The sequence below is a fragment of the Cellulophaga sp. Hel_I_12 genome (assembly GCF_000799565.1).
GTDB lineage: Bacteria > Bacteroidota > Bacteroidia > Flavobacteriales > Flavobacteriaceae > Cellulophaga.
Window position 1 is genome coordinate 1,630,641 of sequence record NZ_JUHB01000001.1, and the last position, 16,899, is coordinate 1,647,539.

The 16,899-nt window shown below is 36.5% G+C and carries 14 protein-coding genes; 5 read left to right on the forward strand and 9 right to left on the reverse strand.

Features of this window, described 5'->3' with window-relative positions:
• The 8 genes from GQ45_RS07455 to porV form a co-directional block, all read right to left on the reverse strand.
• Positions 1-1,080, reverse strand: coding sequence for a mannose-1-phosphate guanylyltransferase (locus GQ45_RS07455; RefSeq protein ID WP_047416396.1), 1,080 nt, complete (start codon positions 1,078-1,080; stop codon positions 1-3).
• Positions 1,081-1,084: 4 nt separating this feature from the next.
• Positions 1,085-1,687, reverse strand: coding sequence for a SprT-like domain-containing protein (locus GQ45_RS07460; RefSeq protein WP_047416398.1), 603 nt, complete (start codon positions 1,685-1,687; stop codon positions 1,085-1,087).
• Between the two features lie 184 nt (positions 1,688-1,871).
• The gene (locus GQ45_RS07465) at positions 1,872-2,552 is read right to left on the reverse strand and encodes an SDR family oxidoreductase (protein ID WP_047416400.1); all 681 of its coding nucleotides are present in this window, start codon (positions 2,550-2,552) and stop codon (positions 1,872-1,874) included.
• Positions 2,552-3,583: a M20/M25/M40 family metallo-hydrolase gene (locus GQ45_RS07470; RefSeq protein WP_047420168.1), complete on the reverse strand. Its 1,032-nt coding sequence runs from the start codon at positions 3,581-3,583 to the stop codon at positions 2,552-2,554. Before GQ45_RS07470 ends, GQ45_RS07465 begins: the two co-directional genes overlap by 1 nt.
• Before the next feature lie 106 nt (positions 3,584-3,689).
• The gene (locus tag GQ45_RS07475) at positions 3,690-5,360 is read right to left on the reverse strand and encodes a pyruvate dehydrogenase complex dihydrolipoamide acetyltransferase (protein WP_047416402.1); all 1,671 of its coding nucleotides are present in this window, start codon (positions 5,358-5,360) and stop codon (positions 3,690-3,692) included.
• Between the two features lie 4 nt (positions 5,361-5,364).
• Positions 5,365-6,363 carry a pyruvate dehydrogenase (acetyl-transferring) E1 component subunit alpha gene (gene pdhA / locus GQ45_RS07480; RefSeq protein WP_047416404.1) on the reverse strand — a complete coding sequence of 333 codons (999 nt, stop codon included), beginning with the start codon at positions 6,361-6,363 and terminating at the stop codon, positions 5,365-5,367.
• 210 nt (positions 6,364-6,573) lie between these two features.
• Positions 6,574-7,056, reverse strand: coding sequence for a cytidine deaminase (gene cdd / locus GQ45_RS07485; RefSeq protein WP_047416406.1), 483 nt, complete (start codon positions 7,054-7,056; stop codon positions 6,574-6,576).
• Between the two features lie 138 nt (positions 7,057-7,194).
• Positions 7,195-8,349, reverse strand: coding sequence for a type IX secretion system outer membrane channel protein PorV (gene porV / locus GQ45_RS07490; protein ID WP_047416408.1), 1,155 nt, complete (start codon positions 8,347-8,349; stop codon positions 7,195-7,197).
• Between the two features lie 427 nt (positions 8,350-8,776).
• Between porV and gldJ the strand changes: the two genes are divergently transcribed.
• From gldJ to GQ45_RS07515, 5 genes are all read left to right on the forward strand, one after another.
• Entirely contained in the window at positions 8,777-10,432 is a 1,656-nt protein-coding gene (gldJ, locus tag GQ45_RS07495) for a gliding motility lipoprotein GldJ (protein ID WP_047416410.1), read from the forward strand.
• A 160-nt stretch (positions 10,433-10,592) separates the two neighbouring features.
• Complete coding sequence (gene murF, locus GQ45_RS07500) at positions 10,593-11,867, forward strand: UDP-N-acetylmuramoyl-tripeptide--D-alanyl-D-alanine ligase (protein WP_047416412.1); 1,275 nt, start codon at positions 10,593-10,595, stop codon at positions 11,865-11,867.
• 230 nt (positions 11,868-12,097) lie between these two features.
• Positions 12,098-14,191 carry a phosphate acetyltransferase gene (pta, locus tag GQ45_RS07505; RefSeq protein WP_047416414.1) on the forward strand — a complete coding sequence of 698 codons (2,094 nt, stop codon included), beginning with the start codon at positions 12,098-12,100 and terminating at the stop codon, positions 14,189-14,191.
• Positions 14,192-14,211: 20 nt separating this feature from the next.
• Positions 14,212-15,402 (forward strand): acetate/propionate family kinase, encoded by a 1,191-nt coding sequence (locus tag GQ45_RS07510; RefSeq protein WP_047416416.1) that lies wholly within the window; start codon positions 14,212-14,214, stop codon positions 15,400-15,402.
• Positions 15,403-15,675: 273 nt separating this feature from the next.
• Positions 15,676-16,443 carry an exodeoxyribonuclease III gene (locus GQ45_RS07515; protein WP_047416418.1) on the forward strand — a complete coding sequence of 256 codons (768 nt, stop codon included), beginning with the start codon at positions 15,676-15,678 and terminating at the stop codon, positions 16,441-16,443.
• A 245-nt stretch (positions 16,444-16,688) separates the two neighbouring features.
• Here the strand turns inward: GQ45_RS07515 and GQ45_RS17795 are convergent, their stop codons facing one another.
• A complete protein-coding gene (locus GQ45_RS17795; RefSeq protein WP_081980899.1) occupies positions 16,689-16,895 on the reverse strand; it encodes a DUF2892 domain-containing protein in 207 nt (68 codons plus the stop codon).
• Between the last annotated feature and the right edge of the window lie 4 nt (positions 16,896-16,899).

Genomic DNA, 16,899 nt, shown 5'->3' on the forward strand with positions numbered 1-16,899 from the left:
TTAAGTATACTGGTTACCAAACTTATTTTTAATCTTAACAAGAACTTGTTTAATATCTTGTTCTTTCGATTTAGGGTAAATTAATAAAACGTCTTCCTTATCTACAATGATATAATCTTTTAAACCATCAACCACAATAATTTTATCCTTTGAAGACCGAATCATGTTGCCACTAGCATCTTGACTCAGCACTTTACTGTTTACAACAGCATTATGATGTTCATCTTTATCTAATTTATCATATAACGAGCCCCAAGTTCCCAAATCATTCCAATCAAAGGTGGCTGGCAATACAAAAATGTGCTTTGAAGGTTCTAAAATAGCATAATCTATCGATATATTTTCAGCTTTCGGATAATTCTCATTGATAAAAGCCTGTTCGTCTTTGGTATTGTAAACAGCTATTCCTTTTTCAAATAAAGCAAACTCAGAAGCTTGATACTTTTTAAAGGCATTAATAATTGTCGTTACACTCCACATAAAAATACCCGCATTCCATAGAAAATTACCTTGTGCAATAAAATCTTTAGCGGTTTCATAATCTGGTTTTTCTCTAAATTGATGTACTTTTTTGAGACCCACACCACTGGCTTTTTCAAATTCAATATACCCAAAACCCGTATTCGGAAACGTGGGTTTTATGCCTAAAGTGCAAAGCACATCTTCCTTTTCACATTTGTCAAAACACTGTTTCACATCATTGGCAAAGGCAGTTTCGTCTTCAATCCAATGATCGCTGGGTGCCACAATCATCACCGCATCAGGATTTTGCTTTTGAATTTTCAAAGCGGCGTACAAAATGCAAGGTGCTGTATTTCGCATGGCAGGTTCTAACACCACTTGGTCTTGTTTTACCAGTGGTAATTGCTGCAGCACCAAATCATTATAGCGCTCGTTCGTCAGAATTAAAATCTGCTCCGTAGGAACAAATTTATTTAGGCGTTTAAATGTTTTTTGTATTAAGGTATCACCAGTACCTAACATGTCATGAAACTGCTTTGGGTTATCGGTGGTGCTCATAGGCCAAAAACGGGAACCAACGCCACCCGCCATTAATACGGCGTAATAATTTTTATTCATTTTTTTAGTCTTTTATCAATTCAACTTCGGCATTAGGCTGAAACAGGTATACTTTTCCCGTGGCCAACTCTGCACATTCGTAACGTTTTACTTTTTTATTTCCTTTTTTAAAGAGGCGTCCATTATGGATTCTGAAAATACTCCCGATAGGCAATTCAAAAACATAATTGGTATCAGTGGCTTGAACATCATAATTTTTCAGGGCTAATGATAATTTTGCATCGGTATCACTACTCGCACTTGGATTTCTAAAATGATTCGCTATCAGGGGTAATACTCTTGGCGGATATACCTCAGGACGAATAAAAGGCAACATTAAGGCCTGAAAGGTACGTTTCCATTCTAAGCCGTGTGGCTTAATGCTTCTGCCATATTTTTCAAAAGCCACTAAATGGGCAATTTCATGCACTAAGGTCATTAAAAATCGGTATTTATTTAAAGAGGCGTTCACGGTAATTTTGTGAGACCCATTAGGCAAACGTCGATAATCACCATGCCGGGTCACCCGCTGATTTACAATTTTTAAATTTACACTATGTACCTTAATCATCTCTATACACAACGGTATTGCGCGTTCAGGAAGGTATTTTTCTAGTGTTTTTTGCATACTGTAAACTTAGTATAAATTGAAGCTGTTGTAAAATAAGAAAATTAAAAATCAGAACGCTAAATAGTAAATAGTCCTTTGTACCTATGGTTTTCGACACTAATTTTCTCTCCCTGAGCAACAACATAGTGCTCAATTATGGTTTCACACGCTTTTCCTATCGTTATTTTTAAAAAATTTTACATTAAGGTGTGCTACTACTCACTTGCAAAAGTTTCCCATTATAAAACTTGCTTCCTGTCAAAGCAAATTCTTTTATATAGCTCGCCATTTCCAAAGCTGTCGTTGGTGCTTGGTAGCCAGGAAAAGCTTCTTCTAACATTTCGGTTTGTACGGCTCCTAAGGCCAAAACATTAAAAGATGGGCCTGTCTCCTTGAACTCTTCTGCCCATAATTCGGTTAAGGTAATAACCGCTGCCTTACTGGAACTGTACGCCGCTAAACTTGGGAACTTCATACTTCCTTGTACACCTCCCATAGAACTTATGGTGATCACATGTCCTGTTTTTGGCATTTTGGGCACCACCATTTTTGTGACACTAGCCACACCAAAAACGTTTACTTTATACACCTCTTCAAACTCCGTTTCTGTGGTTTCTAAAAAAGGCTTATTCAGTAATCTACCCGCATTATTAATCAAAACATCTACTTGCTTCCAATTTTTGCTTAAAAAATCATCTAGCTTTTTTAAATCATCGGGTTGAGCCAAATCAAATGGAAAAGTAAAAATATTTTTATGCTTTAAATCGGAAATAGGTTTATCGTTTCGAGATAAAGCCAATACTTGATGCCCTTCATCTGCAAAAAGCTGTGCCATCTCAAAACCGATACCTCTGCTTGCCCCAGTAATAATAATAGTTGCCATTAGTTGTTGTATTTTATTTCTTTTGTAGCTGCATTTATAATACCTGAAACCATCGGAATAGATTTATTTACAACGGTTGCCATGTGATCAAAATCCATTTTAGCGGCTTCGTCACCCACCTTATGGTAATGGTCAAAATTGGTGAAATCAAAGGTGCAAAAAGTTTGAGACGGTACATTAAAGGCGGTATGAAAAGCATAATTATCAGAACGCTTAAACAAGTTCATTTGCTTGGCCGAAGGTAAAAACCCAATTAAATTTTCTCCACTATAGGCGTTGGCAACTTCTGCCATATTTGAATTTTCGTAACCGGTAACATACATAAAGTAATCTTTATCTTGTAAAGCCACACCCACCATTTCAAAATTCAGCATGGTGTATAAGTCTATATTGTCTTCTTTTAAGCGTTCCGCTAAATCCTTTGATCCCAATAATCCCTTTTCTTCTGCGGTAAATAGTGCAAAAATAATGGTACGCTTATTTGTTTTTGTACTGGCAAAATAGCGTGCCATTTCCAACACGGTAGTTGTTCCAGAAGCGTTATCATTAGCGCCATTGGCAATAGCGTCTCCGTCTTGTGGAGCAAGCTGACCAATGTGATCGTAATGTGCACCGATGATCACAACTTCGTTTTTAAGCTTGGCATCATTCCCTTCAAGAACACCCACAACATTATACGCCGGTTTGTTGAAATTTGAGATGCTGTCTTTATAAAATTCAAAATAAGGTTTTATCCCGTTTTTCTGAAATATGGCCTCAATATAATTTGCGGCTTTCTCAATTCCTTCGCTTCCTGCTTCCCTACCTTTTAATTCGTCGGATGCTAAAAAAGTAATAATATCTCCTACATCTTTGCTTTTTGAAAAAGAAACCGCAGGAACTACTTTTCTGATTTCTGTTTTAGTTTCAGTGTTCGTTTCTTCAGGAGCTGTAATTTCTATGATATTTGATGAATCTGTTTCAATAATTTGTGGCGTTTTGCAGCTGTAAAAAGCAAGGGCCATTAGAACAACACTATAAATAATTTTCATTTCGTTAATTTTAGTCTGATTTAAATATGTAGGATAATGAGGTTTTAAAGATAAAAAAAGCATCCTAATAAGTAGGATGCTTTTTATAAATTTAAACTATTAGTTTTTAAGCCAACATGGTAACTGGGTTTTCAATATACGAACGCAGTGTTTGTAAAAACTGAGCTCCCGATGCACCATCAACTGTTCTGTGATCCAAGGCTAAAGTAAGTTTCATGGTATTACCCACTACAATGGCTCCATTTTTAACCACGGGTTTTTCGATAATCGCACCTACCGAAAGTATAGCAGAATTAGGTTGATTGATAATCGAAGTAAAACTTTCGATTCCAAACATTCCTAAATTAGAAACCGTAAACGTACTACCTTCCATTTCGGCCGGTGTTAATTTTTTGTTTCTTGCTTTTCCCGCTAGTTCTTTTACCATTCCGCCAATATGCGAAAGACCCATTTGATCTGCAAATTTTAACACAGGAACTACTAATCCGTCTTCAACAGCTACAGCAACTCCAATATGAATATGTTGGTTATACCTTGTTGTTTCGCCTTTCCATGAAGTGTTTACTTGAGGATGCTTTCTTAAGGCCATGGCGCAAGCTTTCACAACCATATCATTAAAGGAGACTTTGGTCTCTGGCAAATTATTTATTTGTACTCTAGAGCTCATGGCGTTGTCCATATCTACCTCAATATTTAAGTAGTAGTGTGGCGCTGTAAACTTAGATTCTCCCAAGCGCTTGGCAATTACCTTACGCATTTGGTTATTTTTCACCTCTTCAAAACTTTCTTCGCCAACAGGAGCCATCATGGGCGCTGCCGGGGCTGGAGCAGCTGTGCTAGTGCCTGCATTTTCAACTGGCGCAGCTTCCGACACTTTTTGGGAAGGAGTGAAATTTTCAACATCTTTTTTAGTAATTCTACCGTTATCGCCAGAACCACTAACAGATGCCAAGTTTATACCTTTATCTGAAGCTATTTTTTTAGCTAAAGGAGATGCAAAAATACGCTGGCCATCATTGGTTGTTGGCGCTGTATTTTCTTCCTTTGTTGTTTCGGTTTTTGCTGTTTCTTTAGACGCTTCATCAGGTGTTGAAGCCTCTTTTTTTGTTGTCTTAGGTTTCGCATTTAAAACACTGTCTACATCTGTACCTTCTGGACCTATGACCGCAAGAACGGCGTCGACAGGGGAAGATTCTCCTTCTTGAATACCAATATATAGCAAGGTTCCTGAGTAGAATGATTCAAACTCCATCGTAGCCTTGTCGGTTTCGATTTCTGCTAAAATATCACCTTCTTCAATTTTATCTCCTACTTTTTTTAACCAAGAAGCTACGGTACCTTCTTCCATAGTATCACTAAGGCGCGGCATTTTTACAACCTCAACGCCTTCAGGAATTTCAGAAGCTTCTGCAGTTTCGTCAACAGTAGAAGCTTGTTTCGATGAATCGTCTTTTACGGCCTCTTTTTCAGGAGCTTCCTCTTTTTTGTCCGAATCGCCTGTTGCATCTGAACTATTTAATAATCCAGAAATATCCTCACCTTCTTCTCCAATAATTGCTAAAAGTGTATCCACAGGAGCACCATCTCCTTCTTGAATTCCAATGTGCAACAAAACGCCTTCATGAAAAGACTCAAATTCCATGGTAGCTTTATCAGTTTCGATTTCCGCTAGAATGTCGCCTTCCTGAATTTTATCTCCAACTTTTTTTAACCACTTAGCGACAGTACCTTCTTCCATGGTATCACTAAGTCTCGGCATATTTATTACTTCTGCCATCTAACTATAATTTATGTTTTAAAAACGGGTAATCTTCTTGATCGTAAACCATATCGTATAATTGACTTATCGGCGGATAATCAGATTCGTCAGCAAACTTTTCACATTCGTTCACCAATTGTTTTACCCTCTTATCTATTGCCTTAATCTCTTCGTCTGTGGCGTACTTATTATCCTTAATCACCTGTAAAACTTGAGTAATAGGATCTATTTTTTTATACTCTTCTACCTCATCTTTCGTTCTATATTGCTGCGCATCCGACATGGAGTGGCCTCTATATCTATAGGTCTTCATTTCTAAAAATGTTGGTCCACCACCACTTCTGGCTCTTTCAATAGCCTTATTCATTTCTTTAGCTACCGTTACAGGATCCATACCATCCACAGGTCCGCAAGGCATCTCGTAGCCTAATCCTAATTTCCAAATATCGGTAGAGAATGACGTTCTTGCCACAGAAGTTCCCATCGCGTAGCCATTATTTTCACAGACAAAAACCACAGGTAATTGCCATAACATCGCCAAATTAAAGGTTTCATGTAAAGAACCTTGACGTACTGCACCATCTCCCATATAACAAAGAGTTACAGCATCATTTTTTTTGTATTTATCAGCAAAAGCAAGCCCGGCTCCTAATGGAATTTGACCACCCACAATACCATGCCCACCATAAAAACGGTGTTCCTTAGAAAAAATATGCATAGAGCCTCCCATACCTTGCGATGTACCTGTAACTTTTCCGTACAATTCGGCCATTACTCGTTTAGGATCAACACCCATCCCAATGGGCTGAACGTGATTTCTATAGGCTGTAATCATTTTATCTTTGGTAAGATCCATGGCATGTAAAGCCCCAGCTAATACAGCTTCTTGCCCATTGTAAAGATGCAAGAATCCTCGAACTTTTTGTTGAATATATACCGCGGCTAGTTTATCCTCGAATTTTCTCCAGAACAACATATCTTCATACCATTTAAGGTAGACCTCTTTTGTGATTTTTTTCATTAAATGCGATTTTAAAAAAAGAACTAATTGCTGCTATTCAATTTTTGGGTTTAAAAATTGAATAGCAAAAATACACATATAAATCAATAGGGGAAAAAAATTAAAGAAAAAGCTTAACCCACCATAGAAAATAAAGTAGGGATTAAAAAAACTAAGGATTTCATAATAGCAGCTTCTTTTTCTGCGATTTTGGCAAAAAAAACAAGATAGCTATAGGAATGAACTACTGAAAGCTAATGGCAAAATATCCGCTAAAGAATGAAATAAGACAACCTGACCTTCTTCTCCCATTAATAAAACTCTAATGGGCTGCTGTTGCTTTTGCTCGTACTCAATCATAGATTGACGACAATTACCGCAAGGTGCAGCTGGCTCTTTAACAACATAGTTTTTAGAGGTAGCCGTAATTGCAACCGTTTTTATTTCTATTCCAGGATACCTAGCACCTGCTTGAAAAATAGCAACACGCTCTGCGCATAGTCCCGAAGGATAGGATGCGTTTTCTTGGTTATTTCCTATAACAACCTCAGCATTCCCCAGCAAAACAGCAGCACCTACATAAAAGTTAGAATAGGGCGCATAGGCGTTACGACGTGCTTCAATGGCCGATTTCATAAGTAGTTTATCTTCTGTATTTAGACTGTCAAGATCTGGATAAACATGGTAATCAATAATAATTTGGTGTTTTTTCAAGATATATTTTTTTAATCAAGGAAAGGTAACAAATTTAAAAGATAGCTCTTTCAATTGAACACCTATTTAAAATAAAAAAGTCCAAAACTAACATGAGTATTAGTTTTGGACTTTCGGTATACGAAACTTTAGAAAAAATTAATCATTAAACATTTCTTCTCCTAAATTAAAGGTTAAAGAAAATCGCAACGAATTCTCTAAAGGATTTTGAATTCTTGAGGATGAAAATAAATACGACAAATCAACTTGGGTGGCTTTAAATTTAAAGCCAGCACCTAAAGAAAAGAATTTACGAGCTCCCTTTAAGTTACTTTCATTAAAATAACCTGTTCTCAACATAAATGCATTTTGATAGCTATATTCAGCTCCTAATGCCCAGGTAATTTCTTTTAACTCTTCAGAAATACCATCGGGAGCATCTCCAAAGGATTGAAACACACCACTTAAAAAACCTATGTTTTGATATTCTTCGTTATCATTCCCATTGATAACACCATCGCCGTTGAAATCTTGAGGCGTAGGTACCAATAGCTTATTAAACTCTGTAGTAATAGCAAGGGTGTTGTCCATATCAAGAATAAAGTCAAAGCCAATTCCAGCTTTAAGATTAGTGGGTAAAAAGTTTTCTTGACCGCCTTCATCATAGGTGATTTTATTTCCTAGGTTTGATATATTAAAACCAGCCCTCCAACGTCCGCTAAACTTATCATAAGCGATTTCTCTTGAGCGATAAAAACCTGCCAAATCTACGGCAAATGTATTTGCAGCTTGCGTATCTGAAGATCCCGTTTGATCAGGGAACCTTAAATTTGAACTGATAAATCGACCTGCAACAGCCATGGAAAATGTTTCGGATAATTTCAGGGAGTAAGAACCATCAATAGCCACTTCGTTAGGTTTTACAATTCTACCTTCCTCTCCTGCGGTTTGTCTAAGTTCTATTTCGCCAAGCGTAAAATACCTAAGACTGGCTGCAAAAGCACTACGATCATTTATCTTATTATAATAGTTGGCACTTAAAAGTCCAATATCATTCACTAAGCTTTCTAAATAAGGGGCATAACTGATACCAAAACCCATTTTATGTTCTGCAAAGGCAAACTTTGCAGGATTCCATTGTTGTGAATAGGCATCAACAGACGTTGCAACGCCAATATCTCCCATACCCGATGCTCTCGCATCTGCAGTAATAGTTAAAAAGGGAACCCCTGTTGGTATTGGTCGACTTTCTTCTTGTTGTGCCGACATTTTAAAAACAATTAATAATAAAGTTGCTGTTACTATTTTTTTCATTTTTCGTCATCTAAATCTAATTATTTTCTGAAAAGTAGCATCCCAAAAAACTATTAGATATTATTCTATACTACTAGGTAACGTAAGATTTAAAAAAAAGGTATACCAGCCTTCAAAAAAAATAGCATTTTTATCCATCGGTATAAAGTACTTCCGTTGAACTCTCTATTTAAATCTCCCCTGTATCGTAAAACAATTAGTCTTTTGCTTAATTTATGGAAAGTAAAATACTAATCCTGTTTTTGCTGCGTTATTGAAATGTAATGCTCTCAGATTTCATGAACATCTTTTTCAAATATTTTATAGTTCACATAAAATATTCTTTTAAAAACATCGTTCTAAAAGCCGGAAGCAATAATTGCAAACAGAAAATAACAAATTACCAAACTACATTTTGTAGTTAATTTATTGAACTCAAGTCCTAATTATGAAAAAACAATTCATCAAAGTTGTACTCTCTTGTGCTGTAATCGCAGGCGGTTTTAGTAGCTGTAAAAACGCTTCTTCTTCTAAAAACACATCTAGAGCTACTGGTTGGAAAATAAACGCTAAAGAAGGTGGCTTTCAACATAATACAGATTACAAGGAGCAAGAAACTGCCCCTGGATTAGTATTTGTTGAAGGGGGTACTTTTACCAAAGGTAAGGTTCAGGATGATGTGATGCATGACTGGAATAACACGCCAACACAACAGCATGTCATGTCTTTTTATATGGATGAAACTGAGGTAACTAATTCTATGTACTTAGAGTACTTAGATTACCTAAAAAGTGTTTATCCCCCTGAAGATCCAAGATATACAAACATTTACACAGGCGCCTTACCAGATACTTTAGTTTGGAGAAACCGATTAGGTTTTAACGAAACGATGACCAATAACTATTTGCGTCACCCAGCCTATGCAGAATATCCTGTGGTTGGTGTCAACTGGATTCAAGCCGTGCAATTTGCGGAGTGGAGAACAGATCGCGTTAACGAAATTATGCTCGAGAGAGAAGGGTATCTTTCTGAAGAGGCTAAGTATAAAGTTGTAAACGGGGATATCGAAGGTTCTTTTAGTACAGAGGCTTACTTAAACAGACCAGAATCTGTATATAATGGTCAAATAGACTCTTTACAAGGAAAAATGAAGAAAGATTCTATTTCGAACTTTGCAACTCGTAGTACTGGAATTATTTTACCAGAATACAGACTACCCACAGAAACAGAATGGGAATATGCCGCAGCTGCACAAGTTGGATCAAGAGAATACAACAACTACAGAGGTAGAAAAAAATATCCATGGGAAGGTGATTATACTAGAAATGGTCAACGTGTTGGTCGTGGTGATCAATTAGCCAACTTTAAACAAGGAAAAGGTGATTACGGCGGAATCGCTGGTTGGTCAGACGATGGTGCTGATATTACTGCCGAAGTTAAATCATACAAACCAAATGATTTAGGCCTGTATGACATGGCTGGTAACGTAGCAGAATGGACTGCCGATGTGTATAGACCTATCGTAGACGACGAAGTAAGTGATTTTAACTATTATCGTGGAAATGTGTACATGAAAAGTGCTATTGGCGAAGACGGTAAAGTAAGTGTTATCCGAGATTCTATCGCTTACGACACTTTACCTAATGGGAAAGTGATTGCAGTAAATTTACCAGGAGAACTTAAAATGGTCGCTGTTGATGAGCAAGAAACCTATTTACGTACAAACTTCTCTTCTAGTGATAATAGAGGCTATAGAGATGGTGAGCCAGGTTCTTCAAGATTTTATGATAAATTTAGTGATGACGAGGAAAATAAGAAGAAAATGTACAACTCTCCTACTTTTAAAGTAGAAAAAGATTCTGTTGGTAATATTTCTAGAGAATATGACAAATCAAATTACAGAACTACCTTAATTAACGATGAAGTTAGGGTTTTCAAAGGGGGTTCTTGGAGAGATAGAGCGTATTGGTTAGATCCAGCACAACGTAGATTTTTACCACAATATATGGCTACAGACTACATCGGGTTTAGATGTGCTATGTCAAGAGTTGGTTCAAAATCGAAAACAAAAAATAAAACCGTTAGAGGTAAAAAAGCTAAATAATCGCTTCTTATATAAAAAATAAAAAAAGTCCTGATGCCTGCATCAGGACTTTTTTTATACTTTAGTTTCAAAAATGTACCTTACGGCTATTTTTAAAGTATACTCTTTGTGACCTTAAGCATACCTTAAAAAATTGCCCTACTAATGAATCTTTATTTCCATGAATATTGAAAAACTATACGAGCTCTTTTTGCAGTTCCCCAACGTATCGACCGATACACGAAAAATAACTAAAGACTGTTTATTCTTTGCTTTAAAGGGTGATCATTTTAATGGCAATTCCTATGCCCAACAAGCCATAGAAAAAGGTGCTGCCTTTGCTATTGTGGATGAAGAAGCTTTTGCTCATCACCCATCTATAATTTTAGTTCAAGACAGCCTAGAAACATTACAGCAATTAGCGAATTTTCATAGAAAAAAATCAAAAGCTAAAATTATAAGTTTAACAGGGAGTAACGGAAAAACAACGACTAAAGAGTTGATTAGCTCTGTCCTAGCGACTAGCTATAAAACCATAGCCACGGTGGGGAACTTAAACAATCATATTGGTGTTCCATTAACCTTACTCAGCATTAAAAAAAATACTGAAATCGCGATTATTGAAATGGGCGCAAACCACCAAAAAGAGATCGAATTTCTATGTGCCATAGCGGAACCTGATTTTGGTTATATTACCAATTTCGGAAAAGCACACTTAGAGGGTTTTGGTGGTGTCGAAGGTGTTATTAAAGGAAAAAGTGAGTTGTATAATTTTATCATCGAACAAAATAGAACCATTTTTTTTAATGCTGATGATGCCATACAAGTATCCAAGTTAAATGCTTACGAAAAAAAGTATGGTTTTAGTCAAGAGAAAAATGAATACCATCATATAAAGTATATTTCTGCCGACCCTTTTGTGAAACTTCAATTTGAAGACAAAATTATACACTCTAAATTAATCGGGGTTTATAATTTTGTAAACTGTTGTGCAGCCATCCTCATGGGTAGTTATTTTAAGGTGTCTTTTGAAAATATTAAAAAGGGAATTGAAAATTATATACCCGTAAATAATCGTTCTCAAATCATCGATAAAAATGGCCATCAGATTATTCTAGACGCCTATAACGCTAACCCAAGTAGCATGATCGTAGCCTTAGAGAATTTTAAAAATTTAAATGTTGATCCTAAAATTATATTTTTAGGTGATATGTTTGAACTAGGCGAAACTGCTCCCGAGGAGCATCAAGCAATTGTAGACTTAGCAAGTTCAATGCGTTTTGATACTGTCTTTTTAATTGGTAAAAATTTCGCAAAAACCAAAAATAAAGAACAAACCTTTGAAACTTTTGAAGCCTTGGCATCGTTTCTTGAAAAAAATCCCATACCAAAAAGTAATATCCTTATAAAAGGTTCTCGCGGAATGGCTTTAGAGCGACTTTTAGAACTTTTATAATCTTTATTTATCTTTGTAGCCCTTACTGATGTATGATAAAAATCATATTTTAAATTAGTATTGAAAAGTAATTTTGCCATCAATCAAAAGGCAACTTATGCCGGGTAGTTCGCTTACGTAAGCCCCGTTTGTTCATTGTGATTGGCCTCGCTTTAAGAGTTCAATTTTTTTAATTTTAACATCTCCTTTCTAGCCAAACAAAGGCTTAGGAAGATTTACAAACACCATACATGAGTAAAGCAGTTTATATTGCCACTACAGAACCCAACAGTGGAAAGTCTATTATTTCATTAGGATTAATGCAGATTTTATTAGGAAAAACAGCTAAAGTTGGGTATTTCAGACCAATTATAGAAGACTTTGAAAAAGATAAGATTGATAATCATATCAAAACCATTTTAACTCATTTTGAAGTTGATTTAAAACCAACTGATGCCTATGCTTACACGCGAAGTGACGTAGTGAAGCTTAAAAATCAAGATAAAGATGATGAAATCATCAACCATATTATTCACAAGTTTAAAGCGATTGAAGATCAGTTTGATTTTGTTTTAGTAGAAGGTAGTGACTTTTCAACGGAGGGTAACATCATTGAGTGGGACACCAATGTGCTCATTGCAAAAAACTTAGGAATCCCTGCTATTTTAATTACAAGCGGAAAAGATAAAACGATTGAAGAGGCGGTAAGCAATTTATATATGGCTTACGATTCATTTAAAGACAAGGGTGTTGAAGTTTTAATGGTTGTTGCCAACAAAGTGGCGCAAGAAAATCGCGAACGCTTAATGACTAGCTTAAAAAACAAAGTTCCGTCTAAAGTATTGATTGGGGTCATCCCCTTAAACCCTACTTTGGGAAACCCGACTGTTAAAGAAATTGTACAAGAACTAGAAGGTAAGGTGCTTTTTGGCGAAGCACATATAAACAATCAGGTGAACGGTTTTAGTGTTGGTGCCATGCAACTGCGTAACTATTTAACCCATTTAAAAAAAGATAGTCTTGTGATTACTCCAGGGGATAGGGCTGATATTATTTTAGGAGCGCTACAAGCAAACATCTCTTTAAATTACCCCAACCTTTCTGGCATAATACTTACGGGTGGCCTAATTCCAGAGCCCCCCATTATAAAACTTATCGAAGGGCTTTCCGATGTTATTCCTATTGTTTCCGTAGACGGGGGCACCTATGGGGTAACCAATAAAATTGGTGCTATTAGACCGAGAATGTATGCGGAAAATACAGAGAAAATAGTTACCTCTATCCAAGAGTTCGAAAAGCACATCCCTGTAAACGAATTAACAGAACGCCTAATTACCTTTAAAGCGGAGGGTATAACTCCAAGAATGTTCCAGTATAATTTACTCAAAAGAGCAAAATCTTCAAAAAAACATATTGTGCTACCCGAAGGAAGCGATGAACGAATTTTAATGGCTGCCAAACAATTAATCGATGCAGATGTGGTATCCCTTACGCTTTTAGGGGATGAAAAGAATATCAAAGCAAAAATAGCTGCCTTAGATATTGGTTTAGACACCCGTAAAATTTCTATTATCGATCCTAAAACATCGGCTAATTTTTTAGCCTACGCCACCACCCTATTTGAACTCCGTAAACATAAAAATGTAAACTTGGCGATGGCAAAAGATTTAATGGAAGACGTATCGTATTTCGGAACTATGATGGTGCATATGGGTCATGCTGATGGTATGGTTTCTGGAGCTATTCACACCACCCAACATACTATTTTGCCAGCACTTCAGTTTATTAAAACGAGACCAGAGGTATCCATAGTATCGTCCGTATTTTTTATGTGCTTGCCTAATCGGGTAACCATTTTTGGCGATTGCGCCATTAATCCAAACCCAAGCGCAGAGCAATTATCTGAGATTGCCATTTCATCGGCAGCTACGAGTACTGCTTTTGGCATAGAACCCAAAATAGCGATGTTGTCCTATTCCTCGGGAGCTTCTGGCGTTGGAGAAGACGTAGATCGTGTTCGTAAAGCCACCGAAATTATACGATTAAAACGTCCAGATTTAAAAGTAGAAGGGCCTATACAATACGATGCTGCGGTAGATAGCAAAGTTGGTAAAAGTAAACTTCCGAATTCTGAAGTAGCTGGTCAGGCAAGTGTTTTTATTTTCCCAGATTTAAATACAGGAAACAACACCTATAAAGCGGTACAAAGAGAAACAGGCGCGTTGGCCATTGGCCCCATGCTACAAGGTTTAAATAAACCTGTAAACGATTTAAGTCGTGGGTGCACGGTAGATGATATTTTCAATACCGTAATTATTACCGCGATACAAGCACAAGGGCTTTAACGAGATAAAAAACCAATAAAGTGAATATACTTATCATAAATGCTGGAAGTTCTTCCATAAAATATCAGTTGATTGAAATGCCTTCAGAAAAAATTAGTTGTGAAGGTCTTTTAGAGCGCATTGGAAGTGCTGACGCTATTTTAAATTATAAAACATCAAAAGTAACAATTACCGATACTGTAGAAATCCTGAATCATAAATCGGGTTTAGAAAAAATTGCTGCCTTGTTATTAGATCCTGAAAAAGGCGTGATACAAAATGTAAAAGAAATTGATGCGGTAGGGCATCGTGTGGTTCATGGAGGCAACACGTTTTATAAAACTACCCTAATCGATGCTATGGTGAAGGAAAAAATAAGGTCTTTAATTCCCTTGGCGCCTTTACATAATCCTGCCAATTTAGAAGGTATAAAACTTGCCGAACAAGTTTTTAGTCACGCTAAACAAGTGGCTATTTTCGATACTGCTTTTCATCATACCATACCTACTAAAGCAAAAAAGTTTGCCATTCCAAATGAATTCTATACCCAGCATAACATACAAGTCTATGGTTTTCATGGTACGAGTCATAAATATGTATCCGAAAAAGCTATCGCCTATTTAGAAAAAGAGCAGTCGAAAATTATTACTATTCACCTAGGAAACGGCTGTAGCATGACGGCGGTTCAAAATGGAAAAAGTGTAGCTCATTCTATGGGTTTTGCACCATCAAACGGATTAATTATGGGTACGCGAAGTGGCGATATTGACCATTCGCTCATAACGTATATGGTTCAAAAATTAGGCTATAGTTTAGAAGAGGTACATACGATACTAATCAAAAAAAGCGGTATGCTAGGCTTAACAGGCTATAGCGATTTAAGAGATATACAGGCAGAAGCCGAAAAAGGGAATGAAGATTGTATGTTGGCTTTGGCCATGAACGCGTACCGAATTAAACAATATATAGGCTCATATGCTGCTATTATGAATGGCTTAGATGCTATTGTATTTACAGCAGGTATTGGAGAAAATTCTGCTGTTATAAGAGCTTTAGTTTGTGAAGAAATGGACTATTTAGGCCTGCAGCTTAACGAAAGTAAAAACAATACAAGAGCTAGCGAATTAAGAGAAATTAATGCTGCTGCTTCAAAAACTAAAATTTTGGTCATACCAACAAATGAAGAATTGGAGATTGCCAAGCAGACGTATAATTTAGTGGTTAGTGGTTAGTGGTTAGTGGTTAAAAAAATATGATCATAAAAGCAGGGGTTACATAATTTTGAAGTGTATGTATTTAAGCTTTATTCTATGGTTAGCTCCGTGAATTGTTTGTGTAAGTCTGCGAAATAGCTATCACACGGCGTTGCGCTGCGTAAAAATGAGCTGCACAAAAAGTGAAGGTATGAGATAAAAATAATATCGTTCGTTGAAAATGAAAAATTATTCAATTAAACAGGTTTACCTTTGGATATTTTAGATATTAGACCCTAAAACAGATGAGATATGAAAATAATTTCTTGGAATGTAAATGGTATTCGAGCCTCAGTAAAAAAAGATTTTTTTGAGGATATTGAAAAAATGGATGCTGCCATCTTGTGTTTGCAGGAAACCAAAGCGCAAGATGATGAAGTTTTAGCGGCTTTAGCACCACTAGACACGTTCAGCATTAATTCTAATTCGGCCCTTCAAAAAGGCTATTCTGGAACAACAATAGTTAGTAAGGAAAAAGTTAAGAGCATCATGCCTGATATGGGTATTGATGAACATGATGCCGAAGGTCGTGTTATATGCGCGGAATATGAAAACTTCTATTTGGTCAATGTATACGTGCCAAATTCCGGCCAAAAACTAGAGCGTTTAGACTATAGAAAACAATGGGATAGCGATTTTCTGAAGTATTTAAAAAACTTAGAAAAAACAAAACCAGTCATCGTTTGTGGCGATTTTAATGTAGCCCATAAAGCTATCGATCTAAAAAACGACAAGAGCAACTACAACAAAACAGCAGGCTATACCCAAGTTGAGATAGATGGGATGGATAATTTTATCCAAGCTGGTTTTGTGGATGCCTTTCGAATGTTATATCCTGAAGAAATTGCCTATACTTTTTGGAGCTACCGCTTTAAATCACGGGAACGCAATACGGGTTGGCGTATTGATTATTTTTTAGTCAGCAAATCAATTGCAGATAAGGTAAAAGATGCAAAGATATATAGTACTATTATGGGTTCTGACCACTGCCCTATTGGCTTGGAGGTAGATTTTAGGTAAAGTAAATACTTAAAGAGAAGGAGTCCAAAATAGGAATGACGCTAGTTTACATTTTATTCGTACTAGGTTCCGAAAATTGCATAGAAACATCGGTTTGAGAAATTGTTTATTAAAGAGTAAAGTATTCCCGAAAATTGGGCGTATCTAGAACTTCTTTTAACCTAAATCAGTTCTCGAATCCTTGAAAAAGACATTAGAGCCTTAGCTCCCCTCCTTTGGAGGGGTTGGGAGGCCAAAATCAATCTCTAATTACTGCAGCTAACAGGTCCTTTTTTGACCCCTAATTTCTGCAAAATAGTTTCTAGCAGACACCATTTTGTAAAGGCAGACTGTATTAAATTAAGGCCAATAAAAACCGTGAACCACATCCAATTTGGACTTACGTAAACACTAAGCACTACGCTTAACAATACCATGACACCAACAATAACTCTAAAATACGTATTTAACATTTTA